Below are 19517 nucleotides of genomic sequence, written 5' to 3' on the forward strand. Positions count from 1 at the left end.
ACATGAGGTTCGTGGGCTAGGAGGTTGGGGGTTACCCCGACGGGCACTACTCTGAGCTGAGTTGATTGTGGCGAATATGCCGCAGATGGGGGAACACAATGGGGCTTTCCAACCGCGAGTATGTCGGCCGCGCTCTGGACACCTTGGCAACCAGCCTTGGTTCCTACATTGCAACAGTTCTGGAAGGTGTTGCGCCTGGCATTTCCTGGCCCAAGCTTCTGGAGCACAAGGACGCCAGCGCCGGCAGAACGCCGATAGCGTACTCGTCCACGGATTTGAGCGTGCAGCTCCGCGTCATGACCGAGTCTCTGGGATCCCTCGGTTACCCCTTCAACCTAGGCCACGACGCTCGCAGCTACACTTCGGAGCTTCGCCAGATACGTAACCTCTGGGCCCACAACGAGACTTTCAACGACGCGGACACCTTCCGCGCGCTGGATACGGCCGGCCGGCTGGCCAAGCACCTGGGGCTGGATGGCGCAGCCCAAGCACTCAGCGCCCTGCTCGATGAATACAGGTTGGGCGATACCTCAGAAAGCGCAAGCGAAACCTCGGAAATCGGCGTCGGGAGTGCAGCAGAAGAGAAACCAGAACCACCCCAGCCGCTCGAGCACCCTACCAAGCAGCATCCCGTCAGCGTTGAGATCACCGCCGCCGAGTCGCTCAGCTATGCGATGGTGCACAACGGCTTCAGGTTCGTACGGCAGATCAAAATCACGAACCCGGGCACGGAGGTCCGAGGCGCTGTAGTCCGCGTGGAGGTCTTTGCCAGCACTGGCAGGATCTCAGAGGACTTCCAGCAGTACGTTGACCTCGCGGCTGGGCAGGCAATCGTCTTGGACGATGTTGACGTGCACGTGTCCGCCGCCACGATGTACGAGCTTTCGGATAAGCAGCCTGGCAGAGTGGTTGTCACAATCGAGTCCGGTGCGGCCGGTCCGGCGGCAACGGAACTAGGCAAGGCCGAAGCCCGCCTTCAGCTCCTCCCGGCCCAGCTATGGATAGCCGGCAGGGGTCTGGTCTCTTACGAATTCTTGGCTGCCTTCGTGCAGCCCCATCACCCGGCCATTTCCAAGCTGGTCTCCGAGGCCGCCGACCTTCTGGAGAGTGCTACTGGCAGCAGCGGCCTCGACGGCTATATGGACAGCGCCGAGCGGGTGGACGAAATTGTCTTCGCGATTGCCCGGGCAGCAAGCAATCGCGACATCCGCTACAGCATGCCACCCGCGAGTTGGGGCGTTCAGGGCCAACAGATCCGAACCCCTGCTCAGGTTCTGGAAGACCGCCTCGGAACCTGCCTAGATACGACGATTGTCATGGCAGCCGCACTGGAGTTCTGCGGCATCGCACCGCTCCTGTGGCTCGTCAACGGGCACGCCTTCCTTGGGTACTGGCGGGAGGACGCATCGCTTTCAACCGCAGCTTCCGATGATGTGCCCGAACTCATCAGCCTTGTTCAGCGTGGCTACATCGGTCTGATCGAAACCACTATGCTCACCGGCCGTCAGCTCATCACGCCAGCGTCGCTACGCAGCAGCCCTGAGTCCGATTACATCGAAGCGGGACAAGAGAAGATTCAGGCGGTTACTGACATCCGGCGGGCCCGCTTTGATGGCATCCACCCCTTGCCTGCTCGGACCACTGGTGAGTCCGGCGAGCACGTCGTCTCCAACTACGTCCCGCAGGCCAAAGCTGGCCCCGTCGTGCCGGAGAAGCAAGGCAAGGTCGCCCGGGCTGACGGCATCGCGTCAAATGTTCCGCCGCGCGTCACGCAGTGGAAGAACGCGTTGCTGGACCTCAGCCTCAGAAACAGGCTCATCAACTTCACGGACGCGGCACGTTTCCCGCTAGCCGTTCCGAGCACATGGATTGGCCCGTTCGAAGACCTCGTCAACAATGGCACCCCCATCAGCCTGACTCCGTCCAACCAGATCAGCGCCGTCTACCAGGAACGCGGCATCCGCTTCGGCCGGGACCTTCCGCAGAACGAACTGATTAGCATGCTCAGCTCGAAGAAAGCCGTCTTTGCCGAGGTGACTGAGGAGGCCTACAACTCCAAAATGCGCGGCCTCGCTTACAAGGCCAAGACCCAGGCAGAAGAAACGGGCGCCAACAATCTTTATCTGGCTCTCGGCAGCCTGCTGTGGGAGCTCGATGGCCGAACGTTGCGCTCGCCGCTGGTGCTCGTCCCCGTCAACCTGACCTCGGCCGGAAAGAACGGGCTGTACCGGGTCACGCTGGACGAGGCCGGGCAGTCCACGCCCAACTACTGCCTTTTGGAAAAGCTTGCCCAGACGCACGGGCTTCGGATTCCTGGGCTGGCCGAACCCGCGGAGGACGGCTCCGGTATCGACCTCGATGCGGCCTTCAATTCCGTTCGGGAGGCCGTCTCCGCCAAGGGACTTGCCTTCCGGGTGGAGAACACGGTGGACCTGTCCATGCTGCAGTTCGCGAAGTTCCGTCTTTGGAAGGACCTGGACGAGAGCTGGGAGCAGTTCGCCAAAAACCGCCTCGTGGACCACCTCATAAGCAGCCCGACGGAGCTCTTCAACGATTCGACGAAGGTCGCAGAAGAAACGGACCTCGATGCTCTATCTGCACAGTGCCCCATTCCGGCCGACTCGTCGCAGCTGCAAGCTGTCGCATCGGCGGTAGCCGGCCACACCTTCGTCCTCGAAGGACCTCCCGGTACGGGCAAGTCCCAGACCATCACCAACCTGCTCACCCGCGCGATCGTTGAGGGTAAGCGTGTTTTGTTCGTGGCCGAGAAGCGCGCCGCCCTGGATGTTGTGCAGAAGCGCCTCGAAGAGGTGGGCATGGGCCCCTTCTCTCTTGACCTCCACGACAAGGGCAGTAAACCCGCGGCCGTCCGCGCCCAAATCAAGCACGCGTTGGAGCTGCGTCTGGATTCCGACGCCCAGCAGCTGGACACCGCTTCTACTGACCTCGCCTCCGCGCGTCGCGGTCTCGTCCGCTATGCCAGCCGTCTCCACGAGGAAAACGGCGCACAGCTCTCCCTGTACAGTGCCCGGACCAAAGCCTTGACGTTCGATCCAGATAACTCGGCGCTCCCACTGACTGTGGAGTTCACGGCTTCCGCGAATGAGACTGTCCTCGAGCCCGTCCGTGCAGTGCTACGAGAGCTGCCCGAATACACCGACCGGGCACGTCCTGCCGGGAATCACCCCTGGAGGTTCGTCGCTTCCGCCGCCAGCGATGACGCAAACGATCAACTGACCGGCGCCGGACAGCGCATCGACGCGGCGCTCGACGTCGTCCGTTCCGTCGAGGGGCTAACCGGCGTCGTTTCGTCCGCCACGTCTCCTTCCGAACTCCGCGTCCTTGCTGCGCTGCTCGAGGACCGCAGCGTGCCGGTGGAAACGCTCGACGTCGTTAGGTCTGGGCAGTGGTCCGCTGGAGCTCAGCACTTGGAGCAGCTGGTCTCAGCCTTCGCAGCGGTAAACCATCCCGGTCTGGAAAAGGTCGGGCCGGAGGCCATGGACCTGCCGCTCCAGGACATCCTCGGCCGCGCAGAGCAAGCTGCGGCCAGCGGATTCTTCGGACGCAAGAAGCGGATGTTGGCAGTAGTCGCGGAACTTGACGCCGTGGTGCGCCCGGGAGCGGATGTCCGGCCAAAGGAGCTGGTGCCACTGCTGCAGAACCTGGTTGTCGCGCAGCAGCAGATCCGCGGACTTCAGACTGAAGCCCAAGCCGTTCCCGGTATGGCAGTCCCTCAGGGCTGGAACCCGTTGACCGAGGCAGGGCAGCAAGCGCTGGAGCACAGGCTGGGATGGCTGCGTTGGGCCGCGCAGGCTGTCCAACCCCACGCGGGCGACAACAAAGTCACCTTCCAAGCTGCTATGCGCGCCTTCCTCGACGATGGCCAACCGGTTCATGAGAACGTGATTGCCTGGCTGTACGAGCTCGCGTCAGCTTGGGAACTCTTGACGGAGCTCCCGGCTCTAGATGTATCCGATGTTGACCGCTGGACGGGAAACAAAGGATTCCTGGGTGTCTGGGGCAGCACCCGAACCGCCCGCGGCCTCGACGCCACCGGGTCCCGCACCCTGGAGCGTTGGCTGGAACTGCTGCGCCACGTCGAGCCGCTGCAATCCGTGGGCTTACACGGAGTTCGCACCGCAATTCTGGACGGCGAGCTTGACGCGGATGACGCCGCCACGGCATTCGAACGCGGGCTGGCCGAAAGCTCCCTCGAAGAACGCACTCTAGCAACCGGGCTGCAGGATTTTGACGCTCAAGCCCACGAGCGAACAATTGACCGGTTCAGTACCCGAGCCACGCTGGTACGCGAACTCCTCAAGCGCAACCTTGCCGCCGGCGTCGTGAGCTCACGGCGAGTATCGACGTCGTCGACCTCCGGACGAATGGGGGAGCTGCAGCGACAGCTGACCAGGCAACGCGGCGGCCTCACCGTCCGCAAGCTGATGGAAAGCTACGCCGACCTCATCACCCAAATCATGCCCTGCACGCTCGTGAGTCCGGACTCCGTCGCACGGTTCTTCCCGGCACGAGCCGACCTCTTTGACATTGTGGTGTTCGATGAGGCCTCACAGATCCGGGTGGCAGACGCCGTCGGTGCCATCGGCCGAGGCGCCTCGGTAGTGGTGGTGGGCGACAGCAAGCAGATGCCCCCGACGTCGTTTGCGGAATCGTCCAGCGATTCCCTCGACGATGCGGAGAGCGAAGTCACCGCTGTCGAGGACATGGAGTCCATCCTGTCCGAATGCGTTGAGGCGCGCGTGCCGCGCCAGTGGCTGTCCTGGCACTACCGCAGCCAGGATGAATCGCTCATCGCGTTCAGCAACCAGCAGTACTACGAGAGCAAGCTGTCGTCGTTCCCCGGCCCCTCCCACGGAGCCCCGGACCCCGGACTGCAGGGTCACGGCGTGAACTTCGTGCGCGTGGACGGCCAGTTCCATCGGTCCGGAACTTCGAAGGTGCTGCGGACCAATCCGATCGAGGCGAAGGCCGTGGTGGCGGAAGTGCGGCGGCGGTTCGACGGCGGCACTGATTCGCCCTCCGTGGGAGTGGTGACGTTCAACCTGCAGCAGCGGGCCTTGATTGAAAGCCTCCTGCGCGACACAGACGATCCCCGCATCATCAAAGCGCTGGACGAAGACTCCGAAGGCCTCTTTGTGAAGAACCTCGAGAACGTCCAGGGTGACGAGCGCGACGTCATTCTCTTCTCGACAGGATTCAGCAAGAACGACAAGGGCTACCTGCCCTTGAACTTTGGACCGTTGAACCGGGCCGGTGGTGAACGGCGCCTCAATGTCGCCGTGACCCGTGCGCGGCGGCAGGTGATCGTGTTCTCCAGCTTCAGCCCGTCCGAGTTGCGGGCCGAGGAGACGAGCTCCGTCGGGATCAAGCACCTGCGCTCCTATTTGGACCTTGCCGAGCACGGAACCGGCGCGCTGCCCTACGACGGACGTCGCACTATCGCAGTGGACCTTCACCGGGAAGAAATCGCCGACGCGCTCCGGGACCGCGGTTACGCCGTTGCCACCGACGTTGGGCTGTCCGACTTCAAGGTCGACATCAGTCTGGCTTCGCTGGATGCCCCGGACCGGCCGTTGATGGCCATCCTCCTGGACAGTCCGGCGTGGGCCGCACGGCGGACTGCGGGGGACAGGGACGGCCTGCCGGGCGACGTTCTTACCCGGATGATGCGCTGGCCTTCGGTTCAGCGGGTCTGGCTGCCAGCGTGGATCAGCGACCGCGAAGCAGTGTTGGACAAATTGCAGATGGCGTTCGTTGAGGCGGCGGCATCGGTGGTGGCGCGTCCGACGCTGTCCAGCTCCGTTGATGTACTTCCGAGCGGTGAGCCGGCTGTCATCTTGCCGACGCCCACCCAGAGCGGTGACCTCAGCCATGTTTCTGCGACCTCTCCCGCGCCATTGCTGGCGGCACAGGTGGGTGGCTCCAAGATCGCGACGGCCGTCGTCGAACCCGAGCGTCCTGCGTATGAGCCATGGGCGGTCCGGCGGTTCGGCAGTATTGATGTTTTGGACAGCCTGCCGTCGCGTCGGTCGATTGCTTCCGTGCGGGAGGCGGTTCGCGCCATCGTGGAGGCTGAGGGACCGATTCATCAGGAGCGGCTCGCTAGATTGGCCTGTGCCGCCTTCAGCCTGAATAAGGTAAACGCCCAACGTGCCAATTCTGTTTTGGATGTCCTGGATACGTCTGTGCACCGCTGCGACGATGACGGCTTCATCTGGGACGCCTCCATTGACCGGGAGGAATGGTCAGAGTTCCGGACTAACGGGCAGGACGTTGATCGGAAGCCGGAACACATCAGCGTGGTGGAGCTTCGCAATGCGATGGCGGAGATCGTGCGGCTGTCCGGTGGAATCTCCGTCAGCGAACTGCACCGGGAGACGATCCGACGGTTTGGTGGAAAGCGGCGGACCGCCGGCATCACCGCTCGGCTCAATGAAGGCCTTCAGTACGGCGTGGACACCGAGCGGCTTGAGCTGCGCGGCGATGTCGTGCATCTGGCCGTGTAGGCGTCCCGCTCCATCAACTAGCGTCTCAGCTCCGAGAGCACAGATCGCTGAGGACCGGGATGGGGCCGACACTTGCTCAGTTCATCAGGTGCAATGAGGCCGCTTGGTCTCATCGATGTGGCAAGGTAGTTTCCGGTGTGAATTTCGTGGACTAGGGGGACGCCGCATGATAAAGCTTTCAGAATTGACGAAGAGACAAAAATGGCTTTGGGGAAGTGGCATAGTTCTGGCCCTGGCTGCCGTCGGTTCGATCGTGGGCCCGGCTGATGACTCTCCCGGCGCTGCCACCAGCACCACGGTAAATCCGGCTTGGACGCCCGCTGCTCCGTCCCCGAGCCTCGTGGAAGCCCCAAGTCCGACTCAGAAGCAGCCAGCGAAGACTGTGGGCACGCCGTCGGCGCCGGCTGTGCCAGAAAAATCTGATCTGCAGTTGGCTGCATGGGCGGATGATATTGATCGGGACGCCCGCGCCCAGTTTGGAGTGAAGACCTGGCAACAGTTGTGCACCGCCAGGATCGTGGGCGACAACTGGGGCTGTCTTGTCATGGATATGGATGCCGAGCAGGAAGGATCGCTGACGGTCTTACTCAACATCGACAAGAACGCGCCGGACGCTAAAAGATTCGGTGAGAGTGCCGCGCACGCGCTGTTCAAATTGCTCGGAGACCACCCAGAGCTGGAATGGATCCAAGCCGTTCATGCAACAGGGGGACCGTTGGCCACAGTACACCGCTCCACCGCCCTGCCGAACGAAAAATAGAGCACAGTGTAGGCCTTCCCTCGGAAACGCCAGAGGGGCACTTTGCGGCTCGTCAGTCGATGGATCGCAGCTTCAGCTGGGTCGGCTATCAAAGCCAAAGCACGGTTTTGTCCGTCGAGCAAGCGGCTGAAGAACCCAATGTTGGTGCGCCCTTGGTTCACTGCGTGCTGCTCAAGACCGAGAACTGCGCGGAATCCCAGGATGTGGCCAGTGGGTCGGGACCTGCGACCTTGAGGACTACCACCGGCGCGCATGAGAGCAAAGTTCGGAGGGGCCCCACCTGGACATTTCAGTGACGATATGAAGGGACCACGAATCGCATGAAAGGCAACCCTGGATCATGAGTACGCACGAGGAGCAATTCGGGGCTTTGGGCTTCACCTGGGACTGGGACCCTGCTTGGGGATCAGTGCCCGAAGCAGGAAATGGTCGCCTGTACTCCTTCGAGGAAGCAACGCCCCGCTACGTCCATAACATCACTGCGGCAAACGGAAATCCTATAACGCTTCCGGAGATACACATTATGCAGTCAGCCATGACAGTTGGCGGCCGCCGGCTTGAAGACCACGAAGAAGTGGTCAACCTGCTGAAAGCATTCGGCTACGTACGGAGGCGTAGTGATCGGGATCCTAAGGGCACGCAAGCGTTCACTGTGGATAGGAAGATAGTGAGCATAATCCACGAAATCGCCCTGCGGCATGAAGATGCTGACCCGGGCAAGTTTCGAGGCGAAGGTCACTCCGGCGTAACAATGACCTTCCAAGTTGGAAGCGCATTCTGCCCGACACAGAGCGATGACGGAGGCGAAGAACTCCGGCAGGAATTCGCAGTAGCGCGCGAGTTCCTTAACGCAATGGTTGACCCTATAGAAAAAGCCCTAGCCTACTATTGCTTGGGCGTTCGAAACAGATTTTTCCTTGACGGCAACAAACGGGCGGCTTTGTTGACCGCCAACGGGTTGCTACTGCAAGCGGGGCGCGCCGTCGTCACTGTCGAGCCGTCGGGGCTAACCGCCCTCAACGAGATCATCCGAGAATTCCTATATGAGGGGGATGCAACGCCAGTAATGGCGGCACTCGCCGCGCACATAGACACCGAGTCGTCAGGCAAAGGGAGGACTCTTCAAAAACAGAGAGCCGCTCGCCGAGCAAAAGCGCTACTCGCACGGGAAGGAGCGTAGTTCGTGCACCCAGTCCGGGGCGCGCACCCAATGAATGCGCCCTTGAGTGAGACAGGCTAGGGAGCCTCTTCAGGCTTCTCATCCATCAATTCGGGAACATCGGTGCTTGGTGACCGTTTGGCCTCTATTTGGCTCGCCGCGCGGATGACAACATCACCGCCGACCTTTGCGATCCCAACCGGGACTGCCTTGGCGACTCAAGAAACCGCCGTCGTATAGGTTTTTGCGAAATCCGGTAGCGACTTCCGCCACGTCTCGCGTTCAACTTTGCCTCTTAGCAAGCCATTCAGGCCGTATATTTTCCGCGAATAGGCCGAGCAGGCGGCTAGCGCTTTCAGCTGAGTCCAGAAGCGAGCGACTCTTCTGCGGACTCCGAAGACGCTCAAAATCGCTGACGTTGGCCGCGGATGTCAACGCATCCAGCAACGACTGCAGCTGGCTTGCGGCTGCTAGCTCCCGCCTGGCAACGGACCCTTGGATTGGCGAGGCATGTGGCTCGACCGCTCATGGATCACGTTCACAATGAACAAGCTCAAGTGTTTCGAGGCGCTGCTGATTCGCTTGGCACGCGGCTAGTATCACGAGCCTTGAACGAAGTTCTTTTTCGGCAACGGCCTCAGCAGTGCTGGCCTTCGAACGACCATTCAGGGACTGAGTCAGGTTCTCGATCTGTGCCAAGGCATGCGAACTAGCTTGTGCCAATGCCGTCGCATGACCTGCGACTTGGGACCACGCCGTGTCAGTGATTTTGCCGGTCTCTTCGTATAGCTCGAATGCGCGAAGGAGTACTTGCGTGAGGCCCTGTACGTCGCCGACGGCCCGGGCCCTGTTGTCGTCAAGAAGGCGATCAAGTTTGACGTCCATGGCTTGCGCCAGTTCCTCAAGGTACGCGACCGCGTTTCTAAGTGCCATCGTTGCGGTCAGGGTCGCAAGGTTGGATATTACAAGCGGATTCATGCCGCCGGTGGTGAACTGCGCGCACGAATCTATCTGCCCTATCGCCCCACGGAGCACTCCGGTGAAGACGCCATCCTGGGAGAGATTGAATTTCGCCAACTCGACAAGTCGTTGATAAGACTCGGGCGTGAGTTGCACCCAGCTGCCGTCTAAAGACGACAAGACCGAGCCTCGCCCTGTGGCATTCGTGACCAGATCGGCGGTTCCCCTGCCCACTTTCCCCGCCTGGTTGGCGTCAACGTCCAACCGCGAAAGGAGAGTGCTGATCAGGTCGGGGTCCCCTGCCAGAACGGCAGTGCCCTCGGAGACATGCTGCCGAAAACACCAGAGCCATAATGACGGTCACGTTGGGCTCGCTCGGAGTCCAGGTCACCTTCTTCGACGAGTGAGCGCTGTCAGGCTGATATGCGCAGGTTGGTTTCGGCAAGACGAGGGTCGGCTTGAGGGTGCCGCTAGGATGCGGTGGCGCGACGCGGCGTAGCCGTCCCACCTGTCCATGGAGACGACGTCGATCTCCGGGGTTCCGGTTCTCCTTAAGCGCTGAAGGCCCAATTCAACCAAAGTGCGGGACACTGGAAGTCCCGAGCCATGAGAGCGGGCCACCTTGATTGGTCTCTAGCATGAAGCCGACGGCTTCATCCGGCCGAGCCCATGGGATTGAGCGGTGCCGGCGGCGCCGGCCATCTCGATCGGCTGCTGTATCCGTGGGACCCGCCTGCGTCCGCGGGTGTAGTGGATGGCAATGGATTCCGGCCCCTTGAGCTTCCATCCCGACTGGATGAAGCCCTCGCGCAGGCCGGCGCGGCACCGCTGGAAGCCCGGTCCCTGGTGGTCTCCATCGGCTCGAATTCAAGCGCCGACGTGATGCGGCGGAAATTCGCCACCACCAGCCTGTCAGCGCGGTCCTGCCGCTGGTCCGGGGGCAGCTCCACAACATCGCCGTTGGCCACTCTGCCCACGTGAGCAAGGCCGGCCACATCGCCGCCGCCCCGTATCCGCTGATGGGAGAGTGCACAGCGGTCTGGCTTTCGTGGCTGGACGACGTCCAACTGATGGCCCGCGACGAATCGGAGCCCAACTACCGGCGGATCCAGCTCGACGGCGAAGCGTGTCCGCTCGTGATGGACCACGGGGAACGTCCGGAGGAGTTTTCGCTGTTCACCTCGCGCTGGGGCGTGCTGACCGACGTCGACGGCGGGAAACTTCCGTTCCTCGACCAGCCTGCTCTCTTCGGGCTCCTCGCCGGCAGCGGCACCGGTGACCTCCTGGAGGAGGGGAAGTCTGTGTTCGACGGGCCGCCGGAGCTTGTTGCCGAGCAGCCCGCTGTGCCCTCGGTCCAGGCCTGGGCCATGGAATGGTTCAGCTCGCCCGGCCTCGCCGCGCCCGTGGACTTCGACGGGCCCTGCGCAGGGTAGCGACCCTTCTGGTAGGTCGCCGTCACCGGCCAGCGATGTGCTCGGCCACGTACCGGGCGTCCGCGCCCACCAGTGCCAGGGTGGCCGAGGCGTGTCTGGTCAGCCACGGTAGCCCAACGGCGTACAGCCCGGCTACCTCGGTGACGCCGCGGGAGTGCCGGGGGTAGTTCCACTCGTCCAGCACCGGGATGTCCAGGAAGCTAAAGTCCAGGCCGTAGCCGGTGGCCCAGATGACGGACGTGACGCTTTCCGTGGTCTGGTCCAGCGGTGCGCCGGACTCCTCGGGAAGCCACGCGTCGTCCCGGGGCTGTTCGGCGGCCGGGGCGTCGATGTCCGCCGCCTTCAGGCGCTGGCCGAACCCGACCTCCCCAGCTCCAGACGTCCCGGGAGGTAGTCGCTGCTTGCGGCAGGGGAGGGGAGCTGCCCGGCTCCGGCCACTACCACCCTGCCCCGTAGCTAGGAGAGCCCCACCGTGCAGAGGAACCTCCGTGGCACCGCGGGGGTGGCAAGGGTGGTTCCGCTCGTCGAGCGGGATCTCCAGGGTTTCCCTTTTCAGTGAGGAGCCAATTTTCCGGTGATCCTGTCAACGTCATTGACAGTCGCGGCCTGCCAGTCGGGTCCTATTTCACATCACCGAGGGCCCTACCCGACAGCCATACTCGCGCCGACGAGTAATGTAGAAATGCGGAGTGCGTGCTGCACCTATTGTTTTCCGGTGAGCCCACGCCGGCGGGGGACTGCTTATTTGCCGCCGGCGGCCGGCTTCTCGAGGCCGCGGCCATGAGCAGCTGCCACAATGCTTGCCTTCTGGCCCGACGTCCTAATTACTTGCGGAAAATTTCAGGAGGTAGGGTTACTTCTCGAAAATTGACTGGGGCGCCGTCCGCTTCGCAAGCGGAGGTGATTCTGGTCAACGCAAGATTGTAAGCTTCGCCCGTTCGCCAACCACTGGGCTGGACCATTTCGAGAGGCACCGCGGGGATCAGCTCAACTGCGGCGTCCATACGTTCAGCAACTCGGCCTGTAGCTCCTAGCGCAGCGTCGTCCAGGGCCTTCACCTGGTTCTTTTGCGCAATGCGCCAGTCCTCGACGGTGAGAGCTCCCTTTCCATCGGCAAGATATGAAGCGAGAGAAGCGTTCTCCTTCGCAAAGCGGGCGCAGGCGGCGACGTTCGGACTCGGTTCTTTCTTGGCCGCATCAGCAGTCGACGAGGTTGCCGGCGCGGGGGATATTGGATTCGACGTGGGTCCCGTCGCCGCTCCGCAGCCGACCAAAAAAAGTGTTGCAACCGCGAGTGCGGACATGATCGCCGGTTGTCCGGCTCGGTAATTTGTCATTATTTCCTAGTTCTTGGGGCCACGTGAATGAATACAAAACAACGGCTGAACCACGCTGGCCCTCCCGCTGACATCCGCCGTCTGCGGGGTACCGGGCCTCCTACTTAGCGGGGAATGTCCATTCCCAGCCGCCTGAACCAGCGGGTTCAAACACCAAAGTTCCAGAAGCGGCGGGAACGTCCAAGACGATTGTGCCTGTAACCTTTTCAGCCGGGCCAATCTCCGAGGGGATTCTCTCCTCGTCGTTCAGACACCCATAAGCGGGCGAGGTGTCCAGGGAACCGTTGTAGGTCGTGCCTGTATCTGCTATTAGCTTCCACGACTGACCTCCAAACCATACGAACTGATTGATGTCTTTTGCGAGGTCCGCCGTTGTTTCAACGTCGAAGGTGAGCGCAACAAAATGTCCGTTCTCGGATGGTTGAGCATACGGAGCGGTGCAAGGTGCATCGATGGTCATTTTGGTTAGCACGAAAGACGTCGTTAGCTCTCCGGAGGCCAATTTGAGACTGGCAGGTTGACCGACTTTTTTTATTAGGTTGCCACGGGCGCTTCTGGGTGCAGTGGGCGAAGGGCTGGCGCTAGGTGTGGACGTCGAAGTCGTCACTGGAGTGACCACAGGAGCGGTGGGCGAGGTTGCACTGGGTGCGGCACACCCCGATAGGACTAGGGCGGCGCTAGCAACTGCAAAAACGGCGAGGTTGGTCTTCAAGGAGTTCCCAGTCGGTTGTGTTCGATTACTTGAATGAACAATAACCGAAATTGAGCCTCAGTCCTTGCCTCAGTCCTTATTGGAGGGAAGAAGAGTCCACAGTGACGAGACAAGACAGTGCGTGGTCGTGCCGTTTGAGCCCTTTTTGGCGCGGAATTTTGCCATGAAGCTTGTGCCGCACCCCTTTGTTGCGGGCATGGTCTCGCACCCAAGCGGCGGGCCAGCCGACTTTAGCGCCAAAGGCCCAGTTCCCTCAAAGTGCGAGACTCTGGAAACTCCGACCAACGAAAGCGGGCCACCGGGATTAGTCCCCAACAGTATGCGACGGCTTCATCCGGCCGACTCCATGCGATTGAGCGGGGCCGGGCGCCGCCATCCAGATCTTTGCTCTCTGCCTCAGTTTTTCTTGGACTAGAAGCGGCAGTTGTTGGCGATGACGTTAGCCGAGCGACTGGCGTTGGCCGACGCTAACCACGCCATCCGGGGAGACGAAGTCCCGCCGTCGTCGTTCCAGTCGTTGCTGCTTGCCCGGCGCAGGAATTCGGGCGCCTTTGGCTCGGTTGCAGCGGGCGCAGGCAGCAACGAAGTTTTGCACGCTGGTGGATCCGCCCTTGGACCAGGGGTAGAAATGGTCGCTGTCCACGGCTGGCCGGGAACAACGGCGCTGGAACCCCGCCTCCATCTCACACTGTCCGCCGGCCCGGGCCATGCCCTCGCGGCGTTGCTGGCGGGTGAAGCGCCGCACCGGATCCCGGCGCCGGACGTCCCGGGCGTTGATGACGGCGCAGGCAATTGTCAGGATTATGAGGAACAGGCCTGGCAGCGTGACCGCAGCAATGACGCCGTTGAACAGACCGCGGATTACGTGGGTGCCGGAAGACGGCAAGACTCCGGCTCCGTTTGCCTGCGGCATCAGAGACAGGATGCCCGAGGCGAACAGCCACACCGACACGGCCGTGTACGCCTACTTCAACGTCTGCCGAGTCCAATAGTGCGCGTCAGTTCCAGCATCTTTGACCTTCCCCCATCATTGTCAGCTCTACGGACCTGCTGCCTTCCAGTGCTCAGGGAGATCGTACAGTCGGTTGGATGGTTGGGCCGGCACGGCTCATGTGCCAAGCAGACTGGAACAACCCCCTCGTCCCGGAACTTCTGCACCCGGACCCGCAAACCATCGCGGCAGCCGAGTGACCAGGCCAGGATCGCCCCATAAGCAGACGAAATGTTGTCCTTGCCGGATGCTCGCGGAAACGAGGGGCGAAATGGACGGGGACCTGCGCCCCCCGATTGCATCTGATGGACTCTGCTTCAGGACCGGCCGCTGCCACCGGCCGCGCGGTGTTGCAGGTCAACGGGGCGTCCAACAACGGATGTGCTGGTCGCCGGGTTACCCTGTTCAGACGTCAGCGGGATTGACCAAATTTGGCAACCTAGCTAGACACTGAACCCACCTGGGAGGACCTGCCATGCCCGAAGCTCGAATCGACGCTGTCGACGCCGACTATGCTGCCGAGGCCCATGATGTTGTCGGCGCCGACGCCGCCGACGATGCAGACCGGAAGGTCATCGAGGATGAGCGAGCAGAACTGCGAGACTTCATCAAGGGGCTGAGCCCGGACGACATCAAGTCGGGCGGATGGTTTACCAAACTTGTCGCTCGAGCACTGGGCTCATACACAGATAGGGTCAACTGGCAGTACTTCCAGGAAAAGTATGAGGGCGTTCCCGCGGACGCCATCGTTGACCAGCGCATCAGGATGGCCTCTCGGTATGCCGCGCTCGAAGGTGGGCTCTCAGCCAGCGCTTATTCTGCAGCCATCATCGCCACTCTCGGGAGTCTTGGTGGCGCCTCGCCGGCGACTGTCCCAGCCGCCGTCGTGTCTGTCATGGTGGACGTAACGTTCATTACCCAGCTTCAGCTCCGTCTTGCTTATGACATAGCGGTCCTCTATCGGGTCCCGCTCGATCTGTCTGATCCCGATGACATGTGGAAGCTCGTCCGGGTAGCCTTCACCATAAAGAGCGGTGAAGTTGTGAGTGAGGGCGTAGTGAGGGTGGTCCCGGCCCTCATGCGCCCTCTTATCAAGCGCTTCTATTCCAGAGGCGTCCTGGCCGCCGCGAGAGGTCTTCCCGTCGTCGGCAAGTACCTTCTGCAGGGCAACGTCATCAAGATCGGCATCCCACTCGTGGGCGTTCCCCTCGCGGTGGTGCTGAACCGCTACACGACACTGGTCGCGGGACGGCACGCGCAAGCCGTCTTCCGGAACGAAGCGCGCGTGATCGAACTCGCCGAGGGCCTGAGCAGGCGGAGTCAGCACCCGCAGTTGATGCTGTGGGTCGCATGGCTTGTAATCATGGCGGACCACAAGATCGCCGACGATGAAGCGCTGCTGATGCGCCACTTGGTAGGGATCGTCCGGGAGCAGCATCAGGTTGTCGACGACCAACTGGCTCGTCTTGTCGATGTCGATCCCGCCGAGGTGTGGGGACGCATGGATGCCGAGCCAGGGGATCTGAGTGACATCCTGGACGTGGCGGACCGGGTGGCCGCTGTTGATGGCGCCGTAAATAAGTTCGAAAAGGAAATCATCTCCGAGCTTCGTGATCGGGTCAGCCGGGCCTGACGCCGTCTCGTGTGTCCGGGCAGTTCGAGATCAAAACGCCAGAACTGCAGCAACGTACCCGCTGTGCCGGACGACGGGTAGCTCGAGTTGTTGCTCAGTGCTGCGCTGATTCTTGGCAAAGGAATTCCAGTGAGTCTTGGACAAGAATCGCACTTCGTGTCGACGCCAGCCGAGTCAATCACTACCGCTACACTGATGCTGAATCTGCCGACCCGCATTCGCCGGACGGGCAAACCGATAGGAACGGAACCTAAGCCGTTTCGAGGCTAAAGGGGTCCAATGTCCGCACCAAAACTGTTCAAGCGCGTCGCGTCCGTGGTGGTAGTGGCGCTGGCCGTCCTTGGCATAGCGAACGTGTTTGGGTACAGCCCATTCCCGTCGAGTCAGGGCGAGCGAATTCAGACTGTTCTTCTTAAGTCGATCAAGGATGTGAGCCAGCTCCACAGCGCGATCGGCACCTTTGAACTGGTAGTAGACACCGGAGACGACGATGAAGGCATGCCGGACATCATCGCTGGACGGCGGACGCTGTTTGTCGCGGCTGGCACAGTCAATGCTCATGTCGATCTAGCAGGCTTGGCAGAAAAGGACCTCACCCTGTCTCCGGACGGCAAGTCGGTGGAGGTGCGGCTGCCCGAACCGGTGCTCGACAAGCCCAACATCGACCACGACCGGTTCAAGGTGTACAAAGACGATCGTGGCGTGGTCGACGTGATCGCAGATGTGTTCGATGCACCGCAGCAGGCGGAGCTTTATAAGCTCGCCGAAACCAACCTGGCTGCCGCTGCGGAGAAGTCCGAGCTACGGGAGCGGGCTGCCGAGAATACCAAGGCAACGCTAACCAGCCTGTTCGGCTCGCTTGGGTACCAGGTCACGTTTAAGAACAGCGCATTTGGCTAGATCGTGTTGAACAGTCGGTTTGATCAAGACCCCGTATGGACTAGTCGCCATGGACCGCGTCGCCTTCTGCTTCCAGGTTTCCGGCAACATTGACTCTGGCGACCTTGGCGACCTTGGCGACCTCGGCGACGCCGTCAGCCAGCCGGCCGTTGTTGCGGTGGTCGGGCCGCTGGAAGTTGACCGGCAAAACCTATAGAAGATGCCCTGGCCGCGGTAGCGTCGCGGCGCCTCCGCCAGGCGCAGACGGATGCGACCCCGCGGGCTAGCCGCTCTGTCGCCATCGGGTGCGACCCAAGCCTCCGCAGCAGGCCAAAGGCAGGGCGGCTGTAAAAGCCGTCCTGCCTTTGGTGCTTACGGGACGTTCCCTGCGCCCGTCTACCGGGTTTTCTGTTGCGTTGGAGTGCAAGGTTATTCCGTGCGCTAGCCGGACGTGTGTCCGGCCGTCTGACGTGCCTGCGTGCTGCGGCCCCAGTCGTGCAGCCTACATAACCCCGGTCGGTACCAGCAGCGCCCAAGCCAGCGCGGGAGCCACGAGGACAACCCCTCCGGCGTACATCATCAGCTGCTTGTACACGCGCTGGCGGTCGTTGTCGCGGGCATTGGCGACTACCAGTGCGCCGTCGGTGGAGAAGGGGGAGACGTCCACGACGGTGGCCGCGATGGCGAGGGCCGCGACCGTTCCGGAAGCGCTCAGTGAACTGGTGGCCAGCAGCGGCCCGGCCATCGGGATGAACGCGGTCAGCAACGCCGTCGAGGAGGCGAAAGCGGACCCGACGCCGATGACGTAGCAGAGCACCAGGGCGATCAGCAGCGGCGCCCCCAGGGCCAGGGCCATCTCGGCGAGGGTGTCGATGACGCCGACGTGCTGGAGCAGGGAGACATAGGTGATCATGCCCGCCACGAGCAGGACGGTGGACCAGGAAACGCCCCCGATGAACGTTTTGTGTTCCTTGATGTTGACGAAGGCCAGCAGGAGCCCGGCGGAGAGGGCGACGAAGCCGATCGGCATGTGGAAGCCCAGGGTGCACACCAGGATCGCGGCGATCAGCGCCAGCGTGACGATCTGCTGACCCTTCGGACGTCCGGTGCGGGGCGTGTCGAGGCCGGCGTACTCGTTGGCGTGCTTGTCCCGCAGTTTGCCCAGGAGACCGAACAACACGATGGTCAGGGCGGACAGGATGAGGTTCAGGGCGAAGCTGGCCACGAAGAGCGCGCCCTGTTCGATGGGGAAGCCGTTCTTCACGGAGATGTCGTGCACCAGCACGCCCGCGACAGACAGCGGGGAGAAACCGCCGGCGTGGGCTCCGTTGATGACGAAGGCGCCCATGAGCACCGGGTGGATGCGTGATTCGTAGGCCAGTCCGAGCGCCGCCGGTGCCAGCAGTGCCACGGCGGCCGGGGAGAAGGTGCCCAGCGCGGTCAGGCCGGCGGCCATGAGGAAGAACACCCAGGGGAGGAGCATCGTTTTGCCCCGAACCAGGCGCACGCAGGTCTGGACGATGATGTCGATGGTCCCGTTCCGCTGGGCCATGCTGAAGAAGTAGGTGACGCCGATGATCGTCAGGACGATGCTGGCCGGGAAGTCCGCCAGGATTTCTTTGTCGCTCATGCCGAGCATGAAGTAGCCGACGCCGAAGGATGCCACCAGTCCCATGATGCCGATGTTCAGCGGCCATTTCGTGGCGACGACGAACATCACCACGAGGATGACCAGCGGGATGATCTGGGTGGCGGTCATGGTCGGCTCCGATCCAGAGGCGGCCGCTGGGTTGAAGAGGACACCTCCGAACAGGAGGGCGGCCAGACCCATGATAGTGACGGCGGCTACCGTCATCAGCAGGATACGGCGGCGGCGGTCGGGACGCCCGGAGGGCCCGACGGCGGTGGTGCTCTCTGCGGTCTGTTCTGCGACCTTTTCTGCGGTGTTAGTCATGGTGCTCTCTCCTCATCGAGTGGCGCTGGCAAGTGAGGCGTCGACGGCGTCGCCGAGGACCTCGGGAAGGTGGATGGTGGTGGAAGCGATAGTGCGGGCGGTGCGGTCGACGCCGACGAGCAGCGACCCGTCCCGTTCCTCGCTCCAGGTTTCGATGACCCCGGCCGGCGTGCGCAGCCGCAGCGTGGCATGAATCGTGCCGCCGGTGATGTCGTTGAGTACCGTGCCCGAGGTGCGGGCCGCGAGGGTCAGTGCGATGCTTCCGGTGATGGCCAGGGCCGGGTGGGGCTTGCCCATCGACAGCATCATGACGCTGACGTCGCTGTCCGCGTCGGACCGGGCCGGGGCGGCCACGATCGCGACCTTGGGGACCGCGCGGGCAGCTTCGCCCGGAGTGGCTGCGAGACCCATCCGCACTGCTGCCTGGCGGCGGATGTGTTCGAGAGTGTCCAGTTGCAGCTCCAGTCCGGCAGTCCAGCTGCCGTAGCGCTCCGGGTCAAGGCCAAGCTCCTCGGCGCGCAGGATTACCACCGGTGCTCCGGCGTCCACCATGGAGACCGTCCACCGGGTTCCGCCCGCGGTGGTCACCTCGGAGGCTGATCCGGTGGGAAGCAGCTTGCCGGTGGTTTTGCCCGCAGGGTCCTGGAAGCCGAGCCCCACCTGGTATCCGGGGAACGGCACGCCCGGCATCTGTGCCTGCGGGACGATCGGCAGGGCGCCGGACGGGGTGGACACCCGCTGGATGATGATCTGGCCGGTGTTGGTATTCCGGGTGACGATCCGCGTGACGTCGCCGGTGGGGACCACCCAGCCCTTTTCGATGGCGTACAGGCCGACCACCGCGGAGCAGTTGCCGCAGTTGCTGCCCCAGTCCACGGCGGCCTCTTCAATGCCCACCTGGGCGAAGGTGAACTCGACGTCGACGTCGTCGCCGGCCGGGCGGTGCAGGATCATCGCCTTGCTGGTGGTTGAGGTGGCGCCGCCGACTCCGTCGATCTGCCTGTGGTCGGGGCTGCCGAACAGCCGGGGCAACAGTACGTCCGGGCTGGTGCCGGTTTCGTCCAGCTGCCCGGTCTCGAAGACCCAGCATTTGCTGGTGCCTCCGCGCATCCACTCCGCTTCGATCTTCATGGCCTGTTCCTTGCTTCGGTTCTGCCCGGTATGTTTATGGG

General features: G+C 62.5%; 14 protein-coding genes. 7 read left to right on the forward strand and 7 right to left on the reverse strand.

The window, feature by feature from the left end; translation table 11 throughout:
* Positions 1-98 precede the first annotated feature (98 nt).
* The 3 genes from OM977_RS04715 to OM977_RS04725 all read left to right on the forward strand — a co-directional run bounded on the left by OM977_RS04715 (position 99) and on the right by OM977_RS04725 (position 8467).
* Complete coding sequence (locus OM977_RS04715; RefSeq protein ID WP_264356384.1) at positions 99-6527, forward strand: DUF3320 domain-containing protein; 6429 nt, start codon at positions 99-101, stop codon at positions 6525-6527.
* A 166-nt stretch (positions 6528-6693) separates the two neighbouring features.
* Complete coding sequence (locus OM977_RS04720; protein WP_264356385.1) at positions 6694-7287, forward strand: hypothetical protein; 594 nt, start codon at positions 6694-6696, stop codon at positions 7285-7287.
* A 340-nt stretch (positions 7288-7627) separates the two neighbouring features.
* Positions 7628-8467: a Fic family protein gene (locus OM977_RS04725; RefSeq protein WP_264356386.1), complete on the forward strand. Its 840-nt coding sequence runs from the start codon at positions 7628-7630 to the stop codon at positions 8465-8467.
* A 504-nt stretch (positions 8468-8971) separates the two neighbouring features.
* Here OM977_RS04725 and OM977_RS04730 read toward each other — a convergent pair.
* Complete coding sequence (locus OM977_RS04730; RefSeq protein WP_264356387.1) at positions 8972-9670, reverse strand: hypothetical protein; 699 nt, start codon at positions 9668-9670, stop codon at positions 8972-8974.
* A gap of 713 nt (positions 9671-10383) precedes the next feature.
* On the opposite strand from OM977_RS04730, the gene OM977_RS04735 reads away from it, so the two are divergent.
* Positions 10384-10839, forward strand: a complete 456-nt coding sequence (locus tag OM977_RS04735) for a hypothetical protein (RefSeq protein ID WP_264356388.1) — start codon at positions 10384-10386, stop codon at positions 10837-10839.
* Positions 10840-10861: 22 nt separating this feature from the next.
* Here OM977_RS04735 and OM977_RS19655 read toward each other — a convergent pair whose 3' ends face one another.
* The 4 genes from OM977_RS19655 to OM977_RS04755 form a co-directional block, all read right to left on the reverse strand.
* Positions 10862-11023 carry a hypothetical protein gene (locus OM977_RS19655; RefSeq protein WP_333474000.1) on the reverse strand — a complete coding sequence of 54 codons (162 nt, stop codon included), beginning with the start codon at positions 11021-11023 and terminating at the stop codon, positions 10862-10864.
* A 640-nt stretch (positions 11024-11663) separates the two neighbouring features.
* Positions 11664-12176 carry a hypothetical protein gene (locus OM977_RS04745; protein WP_264356389.1) on the reverse strand — a complete coding sequence of 171 codons (513 nt, stop codon included), beginning with the start codon at positions 12174-12176 and terminating at the stop codon, positions 11664-11666.
* A 100-nt stretch (positions 12177-12276) separates the two neighbouring features.
* Positions 12277-12636, reverse strand: coding sequence for a DUF4352 domain-containing protein (locus OM977_RS04750; protein ID WP_264356390.1), 360 nt, complete (start codon positions 12634-12636; stop codon positions 12277-12279).
* Between the two features lie 691 nt (positions 12637-13327).
* On the reverse strand, positions 13328-13840 hold the full coding sequence (locus OM977_RS04755; RefSeq protein ID WP_264356391.1) for an HNH endonuclease: 513 nt from the start codon (positions 13838-13840) through the stop codon (positions 13328-13330).
* 514 nt (positions 13841-14354) lie between these two features.
* Here OM977_RS04755 and OM977_RS04760 point away from each other — a divergent pair.
* The 3 genes from OM977_RS04760 (at position 14355) to OM977_RS04770 (ending at position 16608) form a co-directional block, all read left to right on the forward strand.
* Positions 14355-15512: a hypothetical protein gene (locus OM977_RS04760; RefSeq protein WP_264356392.1), complete on the forward strand. Its 1158-nt coding sequence runs from the start codon at positions 14355-14357 to the stop codon at positions 15510-15512.
* Positions 15513-15791: 279 nt separating this feature from the next.
* On the forward strand, positions 15792-16412 hold the full coding sequence (locus OM977_RS04765) for a DUF4230 domain-containing protein (RefSeq protein WP_264356393.1): 621 nt from the start codon (positions 15792-15794) through the stop codon (positions 16410-16412).
* Positions 16413-16461: 49 nt separating this feature from the next.
* Positions 16462-16608, forward strand: a complete 147-nt coding sequence (locus OM977_RS04770) for a hypothetical protein (RefSeq protein ID WP_264356394.1) — start codon at positions 16462-16464, stop codon at positions 16606-16608.
* Between the two features lie 285 nt (positions 16609-16893).
* On the opposite strand, the gene OM977_RS04775 is transcribed toward OM977_RS04770, so the two are convergent.
* The gene (locus OM977_RS04775; RefSeq protein WP_264357293.1) at positions 16894-18246 is read right to left on the reverse strand and encodes an SLC13 family permease; all 1353 of its coding nucleotides are present in this window, start codon (positions 18244-18246) and stop codon (positions 16894-16896) included.
* 111 nt (positions 18247-18357) lie between these two features.
* Entirely contained in the window at positions 18358-19476 is a 1119-nt protein-coding gene (locus OM977_RS04780) for a PrpF domain-containing protein (RefSeq protein ID WP_264356395.1), read from the reverse strand.
* Positions 19477-19517 lie beyond the last annotated feature (41 nt).

This window comes from Pseudarthrobacter sp. MM222 (assembly GCF_947090775.1).
GTDB lineage: Bacteria > Actinomycetota > Actinomycetes > Actinomycetales > Micrococcaceae > Arthrobacter.

What these genes read in the sequence shown, in the direction of transcription:
- OM977_RS04715 (WP_264356384.1), top strand. Translation starts at nt 99, where the DNA reads ATGGGGCTTTCCAACCGCGAGTATGTCGGCCGCGCTCTGGACACCTTG.
- OM977_RS04720 (WP_264356385.1), top strand. Translation starts at nt 6,694, where the DNA reads ATGATAAAGCTTTCAGAATTGACGAAGAGACAAAAATGGCTTTGGGGA.
- OM977_RS04725 (WP_264356386.1), top strand. Translation starts at nt 7,628, where the DNA reads ATGAGTACGCACGAGGAGCAATTCGGGGCTTTGGGCTTCACCTGGGAC.
- OM977_RS04745 (WP_264356389.1), bottom strand. Translation starts at nt 12,176, where the DNA reads ATGACAAATTACCGAGCCGGACAACCGGCGATCATGTCCGCACTCGCG.
- OM977_RS04750 (WP_264356390.1), bottom strand. Translation starts at nt 12,636, where the DNA reads ATGACCATCGATGCACCTTGCACCGCTCCGTATGCTCAACCATCCGAG.
- OM977_RS04760 (WP_264356392.1), top strand. Translation starts at nt 14,355, where the DNA reads ATGCCCGAAGCTCGAATCGACGCTGTCGACGCCGACTATGCTGCCGAG.
- OM977_RS04765 (WP_264356393.1), top strand. Translation starts at nt 15,792, where the DNA reads ATGTCCGCACCAAAACTGTTCAAGCGCGTCGCGTCCGTGGTGGTAGTG.
- OM977_RS04770 (WP_264356394.1), top strand. Translation starts at nt 16,462, where the DNA reads ATGGACCGCGTCGCCTTCTGCTTCCAGGTTTCCGGCAACATTGACTCT.
- OM977_RS04775 (WP_264357293.1), bottom strand. Translation starts at nt 18,246, where the DNA reads ATGACGGTAGCCGCCGTCACTATCATGGGTCTGGCCGCCCTCCTGTTC.
- OM977_RS04780 (WP_264356395.1), bottom strand. Translation starts at nt 19,476, where the DNA reads ATGAAGATCGAAGCGGAGTGGATGCGCGGAGGCACCAGCAAATGCTGG.